The sequence below is a fragment of the Actinomadura terrae genome (genome assembly GCF_022751215.1).
Classification (GTDB): Bacteria; Actinomycetota; Actinomycetes; order Streptosporangiales; family Streptosporangiaceae; genus Spirillospora; species Spirillospora terrae.
Genome location: NZ_JAICDG010000001.1, coordinates 380485 through 398205 on the forward strand (window position 1 = coordinate 380485; position 17721 = coordinate 398205).

Here is a 17721-nt window from a genome sequence, read left to right on the forward strand (position 1 = left end):
CCTCCCCGATGAGCACGGGCACCAAGCCGCCGCCCAGCGGCGGCACCGGCGGCACCACCGGGGCGGGCACGGCGAACACGGCGGCCGTCACCCGCCGGCCCCTGCGCGACGTGCTCACCGCCCCCAAGCGCACGGGCACCGCCCCGGCGCGGGCGCGCCGCCGCTGGTTCTGGCTGTTCCTGCTCGGCTGGCTGGCGCAGGTCGCGGTGCGGGTGTGGCTCGCGTCCGGGCAGAGCATGCCGGTCGCGATCCCGGACGAGGCGGGCTACCTGTTCGCCGCCCGGGTGATGACCGGCGGCGCCGACGCCGACCTGTCCTACGGGACGGTCTACCGGGGCGGGTACCCGCTGCTGCTGGTGCCCGCGTACTGGCTCGCCGACGACCCCGTCACCGTCTACCGCTGCGCGCTGGTGATCAACGCGCTGGTCAGCGCCGCGATGCTGCCGCTGGCCTACCTGCTGCTGCGCGCGCTGCGCGTGCGGCCCCGCTGGTCGTATGTGTTCGGGCATGTGACGGCGCTGCTGCCTGGCGTGGTGTTCTACTCCGAGTTCGTGCTGACCGACGCGGTGCTGCCGGTCGTGCTGCTCGGCTGGCTGCTGCTGGTGCACGCGTGGCTGACGGCGCCGTACACGAAGGGGGAGCGCTCGTCCCGCCGCGTGCCGCTGTACGGGGTGGGCGCGTCGCTGCTCGTCGCGTTCGCCTACACCTCGCACACGCGCGGCGCCATCTTCCTCGTCGTGCACGGCGCGCTGCTGGCGGTCGCCGTGGTGTGCCGGTGGCGGCACTGGCGCGGCGCGGCCCTCGCGGCGCTCGTCGCGGGCGCGGGGACGGCCGCCGGGACCGTCCTGAACCATTCGCTGCTGCCGCACCTGTACCCAGACGGCGACAACAATCTGGGCGGCAACCTCGCCCGGCGGCTCACCACCCCCGACGGGCTCGGCTGGACGCTGTCACTCGGCACCGGCCAGGTCTGGTACCAGTGCGTCGCGACCGGCGGGATCGCCGCGGTCGGCCTCGTCACGGTCGGGTTCGCGGCGGCGCGGCGCGGCACCCCAGGGCGGCTGCGGGCGCTCGCGCTGTCGATCCTCGCGATCGTCGCGGGGATCGCGTTCGCGACCTCGGGCGCGCTGCCCGACGAGTACCGCGTCGGCAACTACGTCTACGGCCGCTACCTCGCCTGCGTCACCCCGATCCTGTTCGCGGTCGGCGTCGCGGTGCTGCTGCGCGCCTCGCGCCGGACGCTGCTGTGCGCGGTCGCCGCGGCGGGCACCGCGACCGTGCTGGCGACGTGCGTCGTCCGGTGGTACGCGGGCGACCGGCTCGCCCGCTACACCTTCACCCGCTACGACTTCCCCGAGACCTCGTTCCTGACCTGGGACTGGAACTCGTTCCGGCTGTTGCAGGCGACGCTCGCGGGGCTCGTCCTGCTCGGCCTCGCCGTCCTCACGACGCTGTCGCGGCGGTGGGGCCCGCTGATGCTCGCGGGGCTGTTGGCCACGGTCGCGCTCGCGATGACGGTCACCGCGACCGACCGGATCGCGCGCCCGCTCGTCCGTAGCACGACCGCCTACACCGACATCCGGGGCAGCGCCGACCTGGAGCACACCCGCTCGATCGCGCTCGACTGGAACGTCCCGTGGACGATCCGGCTCTCGCACTACTACTGGGCCTGGTGGGGCGACGGGAGCCTGTTCAACGCCCGCTGGACCGAGCCCCCGCAGGACGTGGACATGATCGTCCTGCGCTGGCCCAAGCACCGTCCCCCTGAGGCGTCCTGGCCGCACGGCGCCCCCGCCGGCTGGAAGGTCGTCGACAGCCGCCGCTCACCCGAGGGCGACTGGGTCGCCTGGACCCGCGGCTGACCTCAGCGGGTCGCGCCGGGCGGCGGGTTCCACAGCTGGAGGACGTTGTCGGACGAGCGCCACAGCAGCCGCCAGCCGCGCGACGGCCGCGGCCGCCAGCCGGCGCCGATCGGCGACTCCTGGCCGCGCCAGCGCGTGTAGAGCATCGGCCCCTCGAAGGCGTCGCGCGGGATCTGCGGCACGTAGTGCGGGAAGTCGCGGATCTCGCCGTGCCAGATCGGGTCGCCCCAGACGTCGCGGGTGTAGAACGTGAGCGTCTGCGCGAGCCGCCGGTCGGCGCAGATCAGCCGGATCTCGTCATGCTTCCCGAGATAGCCGCGCAGCTCGCTCCACGCCGTGTCGCGGGGCAGCTCGGGGACGGCGCGCACGGACGCCGCCGCGTACGTCCCGCCGAGCGCCACCACCAGCAGCGGCGCGAGGACCGTGCGGACGCGCAGTTTCCGCGCCAGGCCGTCCGGCAGCATCCGGGCCATCAGGATCACCGACCCGAACGCCCCCGCCAGCAGCGCGGGCAGCACCGCGAACCAGTAGCGCGGCAGCCACGCCCGGAGCGAGATGCTGTTCGGGTCGAGGACGCCCGACAGCGCCGTGATCGGGACGGCGAGCGTGAAGAACCACACCAGCACGAGCGCGAGCCGCCGGTCGCGGGTGACGGCGAAGCCGATCACGGTCAGCACCAGCGCGCCGGCGAACACCGTGCCGAGCGGCTGCCAGTCGTGCATTGCGCGGATGAACGAGCGCAGCGCGAGCTCGCGGGTCACGTAGTCGCGGGACTGGCCGCCGTGCTCGGCCGCCGACATCAGCCCCGCCAGCGGATCGCCCCACACCACAGCGTTGTGGACGAGGTTGACCACCAGCACCGCCAGCATCGGCAGCGCGAGCGTGACGTTGCGCCGCCACGGGATGCGCAGCAGCCACAGGTACAGCGGGATCGGCAGGAACAGGAACGCCAGGAACTCCCGGACGAGGAACGCCGACGCGAGGAACAGCCCGGCGGCGACCAGCATCCGGGTCTGGGCGCGGCCCGTCCGGCGGCTCGCGACGACCAGGCCCGCCATCCCGATCGTGAACAGCCCCGCGCCCGGCATGTCGGGCAGCATCACGCCGGTCGACCAGGTGACGTCGTGGCCGTAGGGGTTGGTCATCGTGAACAGCGGGTTGACCAGCAGCGCCGCTACCGCGAGGACGCCCGCCACGTCGCCGAACAGCGACCGGACGAGCAGATAGGACCCGGCGAAGAACGCGCAGCCGCCGAGCGCCGCGATCACGAAATAGGACGCCTGCCCCGGCCCGAGGACCTCCTGGACGAGCCGCGCGGGCAGCACCAGCCCGATCCGCGTCACCTGGTGCGGGACCTCGTCGAACGGCCACTGCGAAAGCGGGATGTCGGGCCAGTCGCGGGCGCCGAGCCACACGTAGTACGGGTCGAAGTACAGCGGCGGCGTCATGATCGCCCACTGGGCGAGCACGGTGGCCGCCGCGACGAGGAGCGTGAGCCAGACGACCCGCCGCGTCCGCCGGACGCGGCGCAGCGCCCGGCCGGTCCATCGGCGGTACATCCCGGCGCGCTCGGCGCCGCTCGTTCCCTGCTGGACGTCCGGCTCCCCGGCCGTGGTCTGGGCCATGCCTCGCTACTGCCTCGCTAGGTAGATCTCCGCCTGGACGAGCGGCGGTGCCGTGGCCGCCGGGGCGCCGGGTCCGCCGTACCTGCCGGACGTGCCCGCCGAACGTGCTCGCCGGGAGGGCCGGGGCCCCGGAGCGCCGGACCAGGCTACTCGCGTCCCGGGGCGTTCCGGGTCGTCCGGTCCGGGATTCTCAGGAACCTTCCAACCGGGGGACCTTCCGGCTCGCGGGGCGGCCGCCCGGCGCTCGCGGGCGACTCGCGGGCGATACGCGGGCGGTGCGTGGGCGATATTCGTGCGGCGCGGGGGTCCATGGCGACTACCCTTGATTCCATGTCCTCGTCAAGCCGACACATCTTGACCGCGCCCGCCTGGCCGTACGCCAACGGGCCCCGTCACATCGGGCACGTCTCCGGATTCGCGCTGCCCGCCGACATGTTCAGCCGCTACCAGCGGATGGCGGGCAACAAGGTCCTGATGGTGAGCGGCACCGACGAGCACGGGACGCCGATCCAGGTGCAGGCCGACAAGGAGGGCGTGACGGCCCGCGAGCTGGCCGACCGCTACAGCGGGATCATCGCCGAGGACCTGCACAGCCTCGGCATGACCTACGACCTGTTCACCCGCACCACGACCCGCAACCACTACGCGGTCGTTCAGGAGCTCTTCACGGGCCTGTACAACAACGGGTACATCTTCGAGCGGACGACGATGGGCGCGATCTCCCCGTCCACCGGGCGGACGCTGCCCGACCGCTACATCGAGGGCACCTGCCCGATCTGCGGGTACGACGGCGCGCGCGGCGACCAGTGCGACAACTGCGGCAACCAGCTCGACCCGATCGACCTGATCAACCCGGTGAGCCGGATCAACGGCGAGAAGCCGAAGTTCGTCGAGACCGAGCACTTCATGCTCGACCTGCCCGCCTTCACCGACGTCCTCGGCCGCTACCTGCGCGGCAAGCAGGGCGACTGGCGGCCGAACGTGCTGAAGTTCGCCCTCAACCTGCTGGACGACATGCAGCCGCGGGCGATCAGCCGCGACCTCGACTGGGGCATCCCGATCCCGCTGGACGGCTGGCGCGACAACCCGGCGAAGCGGCTGTACGTGTGGTTCGACGCGGTCGCCGGGTACTTCACCGCGTCGGTGGAGTGGGCGCGGCGCTCCGGCGACCCGGAGGCCTGGCGCGCCTGGTGGCAGGACCCGGACGCCCTGTCGTACTACTTCATGGGCAAGGACAACATCGTCTTCCACGCCGAGATCTGGCCGGCGATGCTGCTCGGCTACAGCGGCCAGGGAGACAAGGGCGGCACGCCCGGCTCGCGGGGCGCGCTGAACATCCCGACCGAGGTGGTGTCGTCGGAGTTCCTGACGATGGAGGGCCGCAAGTTCTCCTCGTCCCGGCAGGTCGTCATCTACGTGAAGGACTTCCTCGAGCGCTACGACGTGGACGCGCTGCGCTACTACGTCGCGATCGCGGGCCCGGAGAACCAGGACACCGACTTCACCTGGGCCGAGTTCGTCCGCCGCAACAACGACGAGCTGGTCGCGGCCTGGGGCAACCTGGTCAACCGGTCGGTGAACCTCGCCGCGAAGAACTTCGGCGCGATTCCCGAGGCCGGCGACCTCACCGACGCCGACCGGGCGCTGCTGGAGCGCAGCCGCGCCGGGTTCGGCGCGGTCGGCGCGGAGCTCGGGCGGTCGCGGTTCAAGAACGCGATCACCGAGGCGCTGGACGTCGTCCGGGACGCCAACCGCTACCTGTCCGACCAGGCGCCGTGGAAGCTCAAGGACGACCCGGCCCGCGTCGGGTCGATCCTGCACACGACGCTCCAGGTCGTCGACGACGCGAAGTCGCTGCTCACGCCGTTCCTGCCGAACACCTCGCAGAAGGTGTTCGAGATGCTCGGCGGCGAGGGCGAGTGGAGCGGCATGCCGGAGATCCAGACGGTGTCGGAGGAGGGCGGCCCCGACTACCGCATCCTCACCGGCGACTACGCGACGAAGGCGCGCTGGGAGTCGGTGCCGATCCGGCCGGGCGTCCCGCTGGCCAAGCCGGCGCCGCTGTTCAAGAAGCTCGACGCGTCCGTGGTGGACGAGGAGCTCGCCCGCCTGGAGCAGCCGTGAGCGACGACCAGGACGGGCAGGCGGCCCGGTCCTTCCCGCCGCTGCCCGAGCGGCTCCCCGTCGACGTCCTCGACAGCCACTGCCATCTCGACATCGTCGAGACGCCGGTGGAGGAGCAGCTCGCGGCGGCGAAGGCGGCGGGCGTGACGCGGATCGTCACGATCGGCTGCGACCTGCCGTCCTCCCGGTTCGCTGTCGACACCGCCGCCGAGTTCGACGACGTGTACGCGGCGGTCGCGATCCACCCGAACGAGACGGCGGGGATCTCCCGCGCCGTGCTGGACGACATCGCGGCGATGGCCGCGCACCCCAAGGTGCGCGCGATCGGCGAGACCGGGCTCGACTACTACCGCGACCGGGCGGGCCAGGACGACCAGCACACCGCGTTCCGCGCGCACGTCGACATCGCCAAGCGCACCGGCAAGGCCCTGGTCATCCACGACCGGGAGGCGCACGACGACGTCCTCGCGATCCTGCTGGAGGAGGGCGCGCCCGAGAAGGTCGTCTTCCACTGCTTCTCCGGCGACGAGCGGATGGCGGCGGTCTGTGCCGAACGCGGGTACGTGATGAGCTTCGCCGGGAACGTCACGTTCAAGAACGCCGACCCGCTGCGCGCGGCGCTGAAGGCGGCCCCGCTCGACCTGGTGCTGGTGGAGACCGACGCGCCGTTCCTCACGCCGGTCCCGCACCGGGGCAAGCCGAACGCCTCGTACCTGATCCCGCACACCGTCCGCGCGATGGCCGAGATCAAGGGCGTGGACGTGGCGGAGCTGTGCACCGCGATCGCGGCGAACGGCGAGCGGGTCTTCGGCCCCTGGTGACGGCGGGCCGGTGATCAGTGGGAGTCCGCGGCGGCGCGGACGGCGACCCGGTCGACGAGCGCCTTGACGGCGCCGACGCCCTCGGCCGGGTCGCACACCGGCGCGCCGGACGCGCCGATCCCGACCGCGCAGGGGAAGCCGAGGCCGGTCAGCGGCTCGGGGAGCGTGTCGCCGCGTCCGGCGAGGACGGTGGTGACGGCCGCGCGGCGGGCGGGGTCGACGGTCTCCAGCAGGCGGCCGAGGACCCGGCAGGACGGGCACCCCTCGGTCAGGTAGACCCGCACGCCCGTGATCTCCTCGGGGCAGGGCTCCACAGCGGCCGGGGCCTCCTCGGGGGTTCGGGTGCCGCCGGGGGACCGGGTGGTGTGCTCTCCGTCCGCGCGGCGGTCGATCAGCAGGACGGCGGCGACCGTCGCGACGGCCGCGGTGGCCGCCGCCCCGAGCCGGACGGCGAGGCTGGACTCCGCGCCCTCGGACGCGGCGAGCGCGATCAGGGCGAGCCCGGCCGCCGCCGCGTTGGCGCCGACGTGGACGCGCCCGACGGACGCGAGCCGCGCCGGGCCGAAGCACACGCAGCGCTGCCCCCGCAGCTGGTAGGCGATACCGGTGAGCGCCGTGTAGGCGGCGAGCACGACGGCCGCCGCGGGCCCGGTCGGGAGCGCGACGACCGCCACCGCGAGGGTGAGCTCCGCGATGCCCGTCAGCCGGGGCCCCCAGGGCGGGCGCAGCGGCCCCTGCCGGAACGGCCACACCAGCCGCCCGGACGGGACGAGCGCCTTCGCGGCGCCCGCGACCGCGAGCGGCCCGGCGAGCAGGCCGGCCAGCGCGTCCGGGATCTCAGACCACATCGTGACGACCTCCGATCGGTGCCCGGGTTCCCCGCGCGCCCCGTCCGGCCGGGAGCCGGGGCGGCGGATGTGTCTCCGCCCCGGCCGCTCCGGGCCGGTCCCGGTGAAATCGACGCACTATTTCCGGCGCCGGTTCCGTGGAATCGTGTGCCGTGTCGGCAATGGCTCAGAAATGGCGCGCCGGTGCGACGGCGAGAGGTGTGGTAAGGGCGGGAGGGCTGGTCCTGCGGTTGCCGTTCATGGGTCCCCCGGTGTTCGAGTAGGCCCGGCGCCCTGGAGGTTTCGACGCTCCGAGGTACCGCCGGGTTCGTTCTGCACGTGGCTTTCGACCGATGCGGGGAATCGGCGGCGCGCACCTGGGCCCGCGCCAATGGACAATCCTGCTGAATGGACGGGCGAGGGGCAACCTGGAAGGTTATAGGGTGGCGTGGATCGTTCCCGTCCCGTCCGGTAGGAGCCGCCGATGCCGGGCATCATCGTCCAGCGGGAGGGCGACGCGCGCTCGACCGAGGTGGCGCCCGGCGGCGAGCTGACGTTCGGGCGCGACCCGTCCGCCGGGCTGAGGCTCGCCGACCCCGCCGTCTCCCGCGTCGCCGGACGCGTCCGCGCCATGGACGGCTACTGGTTGATCAGCAACCTCAGCCGCACCGCGACCTACGTCGTCGAGAACCCCGAGGGCGCGGGGGAGTACCTGAGCGCCCGCCCCCGGCGGCTCGACATGCCGGTCCCGTTCGAGTTCTCCCGCGTGCTGATCCCGGCGGGCACCGGCACGGTGTCGTTCCTCGTCTTCGCGCCCGCCCAGATGTACGCCGACCCGGACGCGCCCGAGCCCACCGGCGGCGACGCCACCGCCATCCCCTACCCGCTGGACGTCGGCGCCAAGTACTTCCTCGTGCTCGTCGCCCTGTGCGAGCCCCGGCTCCGCGACCCCGCCAGCGTCGTGATCCCCACCGTCCCGGAGATCATCGAACGGCTCGGCGACGCCCCGGGACGCGGCGGCCTCACCCGCGCCGCCGTCAACTTCCACATCGACTACCTGGCCTCGGCGAAGCTGCGCGTCAAGGACCCCGCGCCGGACGGCCGCGCCGCCAAGGCCGACTGGCAGCGCGCCGCGCTGGTGTCGCTGGCGCTGCGCTTCAACCTCGTCCGCGACGAGCATCTCGTGCTGCTGCCGCCCGCCGGAGCCGCCGGAGCCGCCGCGCAGGGGTGAGAGCGGGGGTGCCCGGAAGCGACCTTCGGGGCCGAGGAGGTGGCGGCCACCGCCGGTTGGCTCTACTCTCTGGCCGGAACGGGCGCCCCCGAGCCCGGCCGGCCCTGGAGGAAACGGTGCGTCGAGCCCCCACGACCCCTGCGGTTCCCGTCCTGCTGGTGACGGCGCTGCTGGCCGCCGCGTGCGGTGGCGGCGGCGGAGGAGGCGGCGGGGCGGCCAAGCCCGAGGGCGCGGCCCCCGTCGCGGACGCGCCGCGCACCAGCGCCCCCGCGCCGCGCAAGGTCGTCATCGTGGTCGACAAGAAGAAGACCGAGACGATGACGACGGGGACGACCGTCCAGCAGGTCCTCGACCAGGCGAAGATCGCGCTCGGCCCGCACGACCTCGTCGCGCCGCCGCGCGACCGGCCCGCCGGGGCGACGATCAAGGTGGTGCGGCTGCTGTCGGCCCCGGTGACCAAGGTCGTCACGGTCGCGGCGCCGACCATCCGCAAGAAGAGCTCGTCGGTGCCGCCCTTCAGCGAGAAGGAGCTGCGCAAGGGCAAGCCCGGGCTGAAGATCGTGCGGACCGCCTACGTCCGGCGCAAGGGCAAGAAGGTCAAGGCGGTCATCTCCGAGAAGGTCAAGCGCAAGCCGGTCGCGCGCATCCTCGCGGTCGGGCCGCAGTCGGCGGCCGGGGGCTCGGCGGCCCGGCTGAACTGGAGCGGCCTCGCCAACTGCGAGTCGCACAACAACCCGAAGGCGGTCAACCCGGCCGGGTACTACGGGCTGTACCAGTTCTCGATGCAGTCGTGGGCGTCTGTCGGGGGCTCGGGTAAGCCGTCGGACGCGAGCCCGGGCGAGCAGACCTACCGGGCCCAGCTCCTCTACAACAAGGTGAACGGGCGCTGGCAGGGCCAGTGGCCCAACTGCGGACGTTTCCTGTTCTCCTGACATCGCTCTGCTGCATATAGCTCCATATAGCGTCCGCGGGTTTGAGACACTTGCTCCGTGGGGGACAAACAGGGGTTGCTCGGGGCCGCGGACGTGCGGGCGCTCGCGGGGCGGCTCGGCATCCGGCCGACCAAGACGCTCGGGCAGAACTTCGTCATCGACGCGAACACCGTCCGGCGGATCGTCCGGGCGGCCGACCTGCGCGCGGACGACGTCGTCATCGAGGTCGGGCCGGGCCTCGGGTCCCTCACGCTGGCGCTGCTGCCGGAGGCGCGGCGGGTCGTCGCGGTCGAGATCGACCCGGTGCTCGCGGCGGAGCTGCCCGCGACGGCGGCGGCGCGCGAACCGGATCTCGCCGGACGGCTGGAGGTCGTCCGCGCCGATGCGATGAAGATCACAGCGGTGCCGGGGCCGGAGCCGACCGCGCTGGTCGCGAACCTGCCCTACAACGTCGCCGTCCCCGTCGTCCTGCACCTGCTGGCCGCGCTGCCCTCGCTGCGGCGCGCGCTCGTCATGGTGCAGGCCGAGGTCGCCGACCGGATGGTCGCCGCGCCCGGCTCCAAGATCTACGGGGTGCCGTCGGTGAAGCTCGCCTGGTACGGCGAGGCCCGCCGGGCGGGGCCGGTCGGGCGCGCGGTGTTCTGGCCCGTCCCGAACGTCGACTCGGGACTGGTCGCGTTCACCCGCCGCGACCCCCCGGACACCACCGCCCCCCGCGCGGAGGTGTTCGCGGTGATCGACGCCGCGTTCGCGCAGCGGCGCAAGACGCTGCGCGCGGCCCTCGCGGGCTGGGCCGGGTCGGCGGCGGCGGCCGAGCGCGCGCTGCGCGCCGCGGGCGTTGATCCACAAGCTCGGGGCGAAGCCATTGACGTGGCCTCCTTCGCCCGGATTGCCGAGTATGGTCCAGTGAGCGACTCCCACTGCCCCCCGACGGCTGCTCCAGGGGGCGCATCACACGCGGAAGAGGCGGAGGGCGATGGTGAAGGCGCGTTCGCGGACGGCGCGGGTCGGGGTACCCGCGGCGGCGCCGATCGTGATCACGGTGCTGGCGGCGCTGGCCGCCGCCGGTTGCGGTAGCGGGGCGGGCGCCGCACCCAAGATCACGACGACCGCGCGGGCCGGCGTCGCCCCGACCCCGCCGGCGAAGGGCGCCTACTTCGGCGCCTACGCCCCCCCGGAGGACGCCGCCAGGCCCAAGTCCGCCTCGGCCTCCCCCTCCAAGTCCCCGGACGGGTCGAAGAGCCCCTCGGAGGGCCCCTCCGAAAGCCCTTCGGAAAGCCCGTCCAAGAGCCCCTCGGGGAGCCCGTCCGCCAAGCCGACGGGCAAGGACGCGGGCAAGCCCGGCATGGAGCCGGTCGCCGCGTTCGAGAGCGGGCTCGGCCGGCAGCTCGACATCGTGCAGAGCTACGGGGGCTGGAAGTCGCCGTTCCCGTCCGACCTCGACGGCTCGGTCCTCGCCAGCAGCCGGTACCTGCTGCTGACCTGGGGCGGCGCCGACACCAAGGAGATCGTCCAGGGCGAGCACGACGAGCTGATCCGGGCCCGCGCCCGCGCGATCAAGGCCACCGGCAAGCCGATCTTCCTGCGCTGGTCGCGGGACATGGACACGAAGAGCTCGCAGAAGCGCGTCCACTCCGCCGCCGACTTCATCGCCGCGTGGAAGCACCTGCGGGCCGTCTTCAAGCAGGAGAGGGTCGACAACGTCGCCTGGGTGTGGTGCCCGTCGGCGCGCGGCTTCGGCTCCGGCAACGCGGGGTCGTTCTACCCCGGCGACGACGAGGTCGACTGGATCTGCGCCGACGCCCAGCCGGGCGGCGACTACGACTACCGCGACCTGTCCGAGGCGCTGAAGCTGTTCGTGCAGTGGGCCCGGGGACGCGCCAAGCCCATCATGATCGCCGAGTTCGGCGTCCCGAAGGCCTACGGCGAGCGCCGCGCCGAGTGGCTCCGCGCCGCCGCCAAGACCCTCCAGGACCCGCAGGTCAAGGCCGTCGTCTACTTCGACTCCGACGAGCAGGCCGACGACGCGCGCGACCGGCGGCGGGCGTTCGCGGTGACCGGCGACAAGCGCGCCATCTCCGCGCTCCGCGAGATCGCGACCACCCCCTACTTCAACCCGCGCAACCTCCCGGTGACCAGCGACTGACCCGCCGAGACCCCGCCGAGACCCCGTCGAGGGCCCGCCGAGGCCCCGCTGACCTGGGGAGACGGGGCGGTTTCGATGGGAGGGCGCCGCGTCCCGTACGCTTGCGTGACGTGACGGCAGTGAGCGTACGCGTCCCCGCGAAGGTCAACCTCCAGCTCGCCGTGGGGCCGCTCCGCGACGACGGCTACCACGACCTCGTCAACGTCTTCCACGCCGTGTCGCTGTTCGACGAGGTGCGCGCCGTGCCCGCCGCACGGCTGGAGATCACCGTCGAGGCCGCGCCCTACTCCAGGGTGTCGGTCGAGGGCGTCCCCACCGGCGCCGACAACCTCGCCGCCCGCGCCGCGACGCTCGTCGCCGCGCGGCTCGGCGTCGCGCCGGCGGTGGCGCTGCGCATCCGCAAGGCCATCCCCGTCGCGGGCGGCATGGCGGGCGGCAGCGCCGACGCCGCCGCCGCGCTGGTCGCCTGCGCCCGGCTGTGGGACGACCGCGAGAACCCCGTCCTGTCCCGCGACGACCTGCTGGAACTCGGCGCCGACCTCGGCAGCGACGTCCCGTTCGCGCTGCTCGGCGGCACCGCGATCGGGGTCGGCCGAGGCGAGCGGCTCACCCCCGCGCTCGCCAGGGGAACCTTCCACTGGGTGTTCGCGACCGCCGGCGGGGGCCTGTCCACGCCCGCCGTCTACGCCGAGTGCGACCGGATCCGCGCCGCCGAGGGGCGCGCCCCGGCCCGGCCGCGCGTCAGCGAGGACCTGATGGCCGCGCTCGCCACCGGCGACGCCAAGGGCCTCGGCGAGGCGCTCGACAACGACCTCCAGCCCGCCGCGCTCGCGCTCCGCCCGTCCCTGCGCCGCACGATCGCCGCCGGACGCGACCTCGGGGCGCTCGGCGCGCTCGTGTCCGGCTCCGGCCCCACGTGCGCGTTCCTCGCGGCGAACGACGAGCACGCCGCCGAGCTCGCCGCCGACCTGGACGGCGCGGGGGTCGCGGCGTCGATCGTCCGCGCGTCCGGGCCGGTCCCGGGGGCCACGCTGCTCTGACAGCCATGTGAGGGTTACCGCACGGTGAGTGATCGGTGGCACACTAGCTGCTGTAGTCATACAAGCGAACTCCGAGCCCGCCGGGGGCGTCCATAGGGTGAACGCCCGAAATCCGCGGACGAGGTGGAGCGATGACGATTCTGTCCGGGCTGCTGGCACTGCTGGCCATCGCCATGATGGCCACGCTCGTCGGAAGGTCGGTACGCCGCGACCGGGACCTGCGCCGCAACGCCCCCGGCACCGTCGTCGCGCCGGACCCCGCGCTCGCGAGCACGTCGAACGCCGTGCCGGACGCCGTGCCCGCCGCCATGCCGGCGGCCGCGGCCGGTGGGCGGGCCCGGCCCGAGGCCGGTTCGCCGCCCCGCTGACCCGCCCCGCTGAGCCGCCCGACCGGTTCGCCGGGGGCAATAGGCTGGAGGCGTCGTGAATCTGATCAACGTTGAGAACGTCGCCAAGGCCTACGGCCCCGCCCCGCTGCTCGACGCCGTGTCCCTCGGGCTCGACGACGGCGACCGCGTGGGCGTCGTCGGACGCAACGGCGGCGGCAAGAGCACGCTCGTGTCCGTCCTCGCGAAGGAGACCGAGCCCGACGCCGGGCGCGTCACCCACGCCCGCGGCCTGCGGCTCGGCTACCTCACCCAGCGCGACGACTTCCCCGAGGGCGCGACGGTCCGGTCGGTGGTGCTGGGGGAGCGCGCCGAGCACGAGTGGGCGGGCGACACCCGCGCCCGCGAGATCCTCGCGGGCCTGCTCACCGGGCTCGACCTCGACGCCCCGCTCGCCGGGATGTCCGGCGGGGAGCGGCGCCGCGTCGCGCTGGCCCGGCTGCTCGTCCCCGACTCCGACCTGCTGGTGCTGGACGAGCCCACCAACCACCTCGACATCGAGGCGATCGACTGGCTCGCCCGCCACCTGCGCGGCCGCCGGATCGCGCTGCTCGTCGTCACGCACGACCGCTGGTTCCTCGACGAGGTCACCGAGCGGACGTGGGAGGTCGTCGACGGCCGCGTCGAGCGCTACGAAGGCGGCTACTCCGCCTACGTGCTGGCGAAGGCCGAGCGGTCGCGGATCGCCGCCGCGACCGAGGCCAAGCGGCAGAACCTGCTGCGCAAGGAGCTGGCGTGGCTGCGGCGCGGCCCGCAGGCCCGCACGTCCAAGCCGAAGTTCCGGGTGGACGCGGCGCAGGCGCTGATCGCCGACGAGCCGCCCCCGCGCGACTCGGTCGAGCTGACCCGCTTCGCGACCGCGCGGCTCGGCAAGACCGTCTTCGAGGTCGAGGACGCCACCGTCCGCCTCGGCGAGCGCGACCTGTTCTCCCGGGCGACCTGGCGGCTCGGCCCCGGCGACCGCGTCGGGCTCGTCGGCGTGAACGGCAGCGGCAAGAGCACGCTGCTGCGCCTGCTGGACGGCTCGGTCGCCCCGGCGGCGGGCCGGGTGGTGCGGGGCAAGACCGTCCAGCTCGCGCACCTGTCGCAGAACCTGGAGGACCTCGACCCGTCCCGCCGCGTCCTGGAGTCGGTGGAGGAGATCCGCCGCCGCATCACGGTCGGCAAGCGCGAGTGGACGGCGAGCCAGCTCCTCGAACGGCTCGGCTTCGCGGGCGACCGGCAGTGGACGCCGGTCGGCGACCTGTCCGGCGGCGAGCGGCGCCGCCTGCGAGTCCTCCGGCTGCTGATGGGCGAGCCCAACGTCCTGCTGCTGGACGAGCCCACCAACGACCTCGACATCGAGACGCTCACCGAGGTCGAGGACCTCCTGGACGGCTGGCCCGGCACGCTCGTCGTCGTCAGCCACGACCGGTACTTCCTGGAGCGCATCACCGACCACGTCGTCGCGCTGCTCGGCGACGGCCGCGTGACGATGATGCCCGGCGGCGTCGACGAGTACCTGGAGCGCCGCGCGGCCGGAACCGCCGGGGTGGTCGCGCGCGAGGCGCCCGCCGCGTCCTCAACGCCTGCCGCGTCCGCGCCGGCCAAGCCCAAGGGCGGCCAGGACTGGAAGGCCCGCAAGGAGCTCGACCGGCTCGAACGCCGCCTGGAGAAGCTCGCCGGGCAGGAGGCCGAGCTGCACGAGCGGCTCGCCGCGCACGCCACCGACTACGCCAAGCTCCAGGAGCTGGACGGCCGCCTCAAGGAGATCCAGGCCGAGGCCGCCCAGGTCGAGGAGGAGTGGCTGCTGCTCGCCGAGGACGTCGGCTAGCAGGCCCGGCCAGGGCCTCGGCTAGGAGGCTCGGTCACGAGGCTCCGTCACGAGGCTCGGTCACGAGTCGAAGGGGACCAGCAGCGTCCGCAGCAGGTCGGCGAGAGCGTTCCGCTGGGCGGGGCTGAGCCCCTCCAGGAACACCTGCTCGCGGTCGAGCAGGTCGGCGAACGCCGCGTCCACCCGCCGCAGCCCCGCCGGCGTCAGCCGGACGAGGACGCCGCGCTTGTCCAGCGGGTCGGGATGCCGCTCGACCAGCCCCGCCGCCGCGAGCCGGTCGATGCGGTTGGTCATCGTGCCGGACGTGACGAGCGTCGCGTGCAGCAGCCGGCCGGGGCTGAGCTGGTAGGGGGTGCCCTCCCGGCGGAGCGCGGTGAGGACGTCGAACTCCCACGACTCCAGGCCGTGCGCGCCGAACACCGCCCGCCGCGCGCGGTCGAGATGGCGCGCGAGCCGCGAGATCCGGCTGAGGACGTGCAACGGCGCGACATCGAGGTCGGGGCGCTCGTTGTTCCAGGCCGCGACCAGCCGGTCGACCTCATCCTCCATCCCGCCACCCTACCCATCTCGGGTATCGAGACGGCCGCCGCGAACGGCCGCCCGGCCGGGGATCGGCGCGCGGCCGACTCCGGCCAGCCCCACCGCGCCGATCACGATCATGGTCCTGCTGTAATGATCTTTTCGCGTTGCCGCAGGCAGACGGCCGACGCCGAGCCCCTCGGAGAGACACCATGCAGCACACCCTCGGCAAGGGCGGGAACGCTCCACTCGACGGCCCGGCGGCCACGGTCACGATCACGGCGGCCACGCCCATCGACGTCTCTGCGCTCCTGCTCACCGCGGCGCGCAAGGTCCGCGGTGACCACGACCTGGTGTTCTTCAACCATCCGGAGCAGGACGGCGTGAGCGTCGCGGGCGCCACGGTCACCGCCGACCTCGGCCGGGTGCCCGCCGACGTGCACACGGTCGCCGTCGTGGCGAGCGTCGACGCCGACCGTCCGGGGGCGCGCTTCGACGCGTCCAGCACCCCGCGCGCCGCCGTGGCCTGCGGGCCGGGCACGGTCACGTTCGAGCCGCCCCCGCTGGTGGACGGCGAGACGGTCGCCGTCCTGCTGGAGCTGTACCGGCGCGGCGCCGGCTGGAAGGTGCGCGCGGTCGGGCAGGGGTGGGCCAGCGGCCTGGCCGGGCTCGCCGCCGACTACGGCGTGACCGTGGACGACCCGGGCCCCCCCGCCCCCGCCCCCGCGCCGGTCGCGCCCCCGCCGGTCGCGCCCCCGGCCGCCGCCCCGCTCGCGCCCCCGGCGCCGCCGCTCGGCAAGATCACGCTGAAGAAGGCGGGCAAGGCGGCGATCAGCCTGGACAAGCGCGACACCACGGCGACGATCACCGCCACCCTCGAGTGGGACGGCGGCAGCAAGCGCCGCCGCAGCAAGGGCGCGGACCTGGACCTCTACGCCCTCTACGTGCCCGCCCACCTGGTCGCCCCGGCCAAACTGGCCAAGGGGCGCAAGGAGAGCGACGGCGTCGTCTACTACCGCGCCCTCGGCTCCCTCGTCTCGCAGCCCTTCGTCCAACTGGACGGCGACGCCAAGATCCCCGGCCGGGAGACGATCCGGATCACGCGTCCGGACCAGCAGGGCTACGTGCTGCTCTGCGCCTACAGCGCGGTCGAGAACGGCGCCGGGTCCTTCAAGTCCTACGGCGCCCGCGCGGTCGTCACCGACGGGCGGGGCTCCACGGTGACGGTTCCGCTGTTCAACGACAACCCGGGCTCCTACTGGGTCGCGATCGCGCTGGTGGACTTCACCGTCCCGGGCGGCTTCGAGATCAGGCACGTGGAGCGCTACAGCGAGGGCGGCGAGGCGCGTCCGATGCTCTACACGGACGGCACCTTCGAGATGGACGAGGGCCCCGTGGAGTTCAAGGACGACGACTTCTAGCGCGCCGCGCCGACCGGATTCTTGACATCAAGATAGGGGGCGGGGCATCCTCTGTCTTGATGTCGAGAGATGCCGAGTGGGACCCCGCGCAGTACGGGCGCTACGGTGACGAGCGCTCCCGTCCGTTCGCCGAGCTGGTCGGACGGCTCCACGGCCTGGACCCCGGATTCGTCGTCGATCTCGGGTGCGGGTCGGGCGAGCTGACCGCCACCCTCACCGAGCGGTGGCCGGACGCCGTCATCGAGGGCTACGACAGCTCACCCGACATGATCGCGGCGGCGAAGGCGCACGAGATCCCCGGACGGCTCGGCTTCGCGGTGGGCGACGTCGCCGCCTGGCGCCCGGACCGCCCCGTCGACCTGCTCGTCTCCAACGCCGTTCTGCATTGGGTCCCCGAGCATTTCGAACTGCTGCCGCAGTGGGCCGACGCCCTCGCCCCCGGCGGACGGCTCGCCTTCCAGGTGCCCGGCAATTTCGACGAGCCCAGTCATACGCTCCTGCGGGCGCTCTGCCGCTCGCCCCGATGGCGGGACAGGGTCGGCCACCTGATGCCGCCGTCCCCCATCCTCACCCCGGCGGGATACCTCGACCTGCTGGCAAGGCACGGATATGCCGTCGACGCCTGGGAAACGACCTACGCGCAGATCCTGCACGGCGACGATCCGGTTCTCGAATGGGTCAAGGGGAGCACGCTGCGTCCCATCCTGACCGAACTCGACCCGGCCGAGACCGGCGAGTTCATCGACGACTACCGGCGGCAGCTGAACGAGGCGTATCCGGCCGCGCCCTACGGAACCGTGTTCCCGTTCCGGCGCGTGTTCGTCGTCGCGAGCCGCAGCTCACCCTAGACGGGATGCCGTCCGCCCATCAGAGGCAAGCGACTCGTTCCCCTGCGGTGCGCGACCTCGCGGGCGGGCGGCATCCGGAACAGATCCCGGCACCGCGACCCGGCGCCGGCGACCCCGGCCGTCGGC

The 17721-nt window shown here is 73.6% G+C and carries 14 protein-coding genes and 1 pseudogene; 12 read left to right on the plus strand and 3 right to left on the minus strand.

The features are described from left to right. Window positions 1-8 precede the first annotated feature (8 nt). On the plus strand, window positions 9-1862 hold the full coding sequence (locus K2F47_RS01665) for a hypothetical protein (RefSeq protein WP_242900865.1): 1854 nt from the start codon (window positions 9-11) through the stop codon (window positions 1860-1862). Window positions 1863-1864: 2 nt separating this feature from the next. Here the strand turns inward: K2F47_RS01665 and K2F47_RS01670 are convergent, their stop codons facing one another. After that, window positions 1865-3487 (minus strand): glycosyltransferase family 39 protein, encoded by a 1623-nt coding sequence (locus tag K2F47_RS01670; protein ID WP_242900866.1) that lies wholly within the window; start codon window positions 3485-3487, stop codon window positions 1865-1867. Between the two features lie 330 nt (window positions 3488-3817). Between K2F47_RS01670 and metG the strand changes: the two genes are divergently transcribed. Both metG and K2F47_RS01680 read left to right on the plus strand, forming a co-directional pair. Further along, window positions 3818-5611, plus strand: a complete 1794-nt coding sequence (gene metG / locus K2F47_RS01675; RefSeq protein ID WP_242900867.1) for a methionine--tRNA ligase — start codon at window positions 3818-3820, stop codon at window positions 5609-5611. Continuing rightward, window positions 5608-6432 carry a TatD family hydrolase gene (locus K2F47_RS01680; protein WP_242900868.1) on the plus strand — a complete coding sequence of 275 codons (825 nt, stop codon included), beginning with the start codon at window positions 5608-5610 and terminating at the stop codon, window positions 6430-6432. The genes metG and K2F47_RS01680 overlap by 4 nt, the downstream gene beginning before the upstream one ends. 14 nt (window positions 6433-6446) lie before the next feature. Here K2F47_RS01680 and K2F47_RS01685 read toward each other — a convergent pair whose 3' ends face one another. Beyond that, window positions 6447-7280, minus strand: coding sequence for a hypothetical protein (locus tag K2F47_RS01685; RefSeq protein WP_242900869.1), 834 nt, complete (start codon window positions 7278-7280; stop codon window positions 6447-6449). 463 nt (window positions 7281-7743) lie between these two features. Here K2F47_RS01685 and K2F47_RS01690 point away from each other — a divergent pair, with 463 nt between their 5' ends. The 7 genes from K2F47_RS01690 (at window position 7744) to K2F47_RS01720 (ending at window position 14807) form a co-directional block, all read left to right on the plus strand. Then, the gene (locus K2F47_RS01690; RefSeq protein WP_242900870.1) at window positions 7744-8490 is read left to right on the plus strand and encodes an FHA domain-containing protein; all 747 of its coding nucleotides are present in this window, start codon (window positions 7744-7746) and stop codon (window positions 8488-8490) included. Window positions 8491-8606: 116 nt separating this feature from the next. Next, window positions 8607-9422, plus strand: coding sequence for a resuscitation-promoting factor (locus K2F47_RS01695; RefSeq protein ID WP_242900871.1), 816 nt, complete (start codon window positions 8607-8609; stop codon window positions 9420-9422). Between the two features lie 57 nt (window positions 9423-9479). Next, entirely contained in the window at window positions 9480-10499 is a 1020-nt protein-coding gene (gene rsmA / locus K2F47_RS01700) for a 16S rRNA (adenine(1518)-N(6)/adenine(1519)-N(6))-dimethyltransferase RsmA (protein WP_242900872.1), read from the plus strand. Beyond that, window positions 10399-11568, plus strand: a complete 1170-nt coding sequence (locus K2F47_RS01705; RefSeq protein ID WP_242900873.1) for a glycoside hydrolase family 26 protein — start codon at window positions 10399-10401, stop codon at window positions 11566-11568. Before rsmA ends, K2F47_RS01705 begins: the two co-directional genes overlap by 101 nt. A 101-nt stretch (window positions 11569-11669) precedes the next feature. Next, a complete protein-coding gene (locus K2F47_RS01710) occupies window positions 11670-12608 on the plus strand; it encodes a 4-(cytidine 5'-diphospho)-2-C-methyl-D-erythritol kinase (RefSeq protein ID WP_242900874.1) in 939 nt (312 codons plus the stop codon). 131 nt (window positions 12609-12739) lie between these two features. Continuing rightward, complete coding sequence (locus tag K2F47_RS01715; RefSeq protein WP_242900875.1) at window positions 12740-12976, plus strand: hypothetical protein; 237 nt, start codon at window positions 12740-12742, stop codon at window positions 12974-12976. A 55-nt stretch (window positions 12977-13031) separates the two neighbouring features. Continuing rightward, entirely contained in the window at window positions 13032-14807 is a 1776-nt protein-coding gene (locus K2F47_RS01720) for an ABC-F family ATP-binding cassette domain-containing protein (RefSeq protein ID WP_242900876.1), read from the plus strand. Window positions 14808-14867: 60 nt separating this feature from the next. Here K2F47_RS01720 and K2F47_RS01725 read toward each other — a convergent pair whose 3' ends face one another. Continuing rightward, window positions 14868-15356, minus strand: coding sequence for a MarR family winged helix-turn-helix transcriptional regulator (locus K2F47_RS01725; RefSeq protein ID WP_242900877.1), 489 nt, complete (start codon window positions 15354-15356; stop codon window positions 14868-14870). 182 nt (window positions 15357-15538) lie between these two features. Between K2F47_RS01725 and K2F47_RS41900 the strand changes: the two are divergent. Together K2F47_RS41900 and K2F47_RS01735 are read left to right on the plus strand one after the other, a co-directional pair. Next, a pseudogene (locus K2F47_RS41900) lies at window positions 15539-16021 on the plus strand (TerD family protein); the annotation flags it as partial. A gap of 785 nt (window positions 16022-16806) precedes the next feature. Further along, window positions 16807-17595: a trans-aconitate 2-methyltransferase gene (locus K2F47_RS01735; RefSeq protein WP_242900879.1), complete on the plus strand. Its 789-nt coding sequence runs from the start codon at window positions 16807-16809 to the stop codon at window positions 17593-17595. Window positions 17596-17721: the final 126 nt, after the last annotated feature.

Bases quoted from the DNA above. Each gene is read 5' to 3' on its own strand.
- metG (WP_242900867.1), top strand. From the start codon at position 3,818: ATGTCCTCGTCAAGCCGACACATCTTGACCGCGCCCGCCTGGCCGTAC.
- K2F47_RS01665 (WP_242900865.1), top strand. From the start codon at position 9: ATGAGCACGGGCACCAAGCCGCCGCCCAGCGGCGGCACCGGCGGCACC.
- K2F47_RS01725 (WP_242900877.1), bottom strand. From the start codon at position 15,356: ATGGAGGATGAGGTCGACCGGCTGGTCGCGGCCTGGAACAACGAGCGC.
- K2F47_RS01690 (WP_242900870.1), top strand. From the start codon at position 7,744: ATGCCGGGCATCATCGTCCAGCGGGAGGGCGACGCGCGCTCGACCGAG.
- K2F47_RS01685 (WP_242900869.1), bottom strand. From the start codon at position 7,280: ATGTGGTCTGAGATCCCGGACGCGCTGGCCGGCCTGCTCGCCGGGCCG.
- K2F47_RS01670 (WP_242900866.1), bottom strand. From the start codon at position 3,487: ATGGCCCAGACCACGGCCGGGGAGCCGGACGTCCAGCAGGGAACGAGC.
- K2F47_RS01735 (WP_242900879.1), top strand. From the start codon at position 16,807: ATGTCGAGAGATGCCGAGTGGGACCCCGCGCAGTACGGGCGCTACGGT.
- K2F47_RS01705 (WP_242900873.1), top strand. From the start codon at position 10,399: ATGGTGAAGGCGCGTTCGCGGACGGCGCGGGTCGGGGTACCCGCGGCG.
- K2F47_RS01715 (WP_242900875.1), top strand. From the start codon at position 12,740: ATGACGATTCTGTCCGGGCTGCTGGCACTGCTGGCCATCGCCATGATG.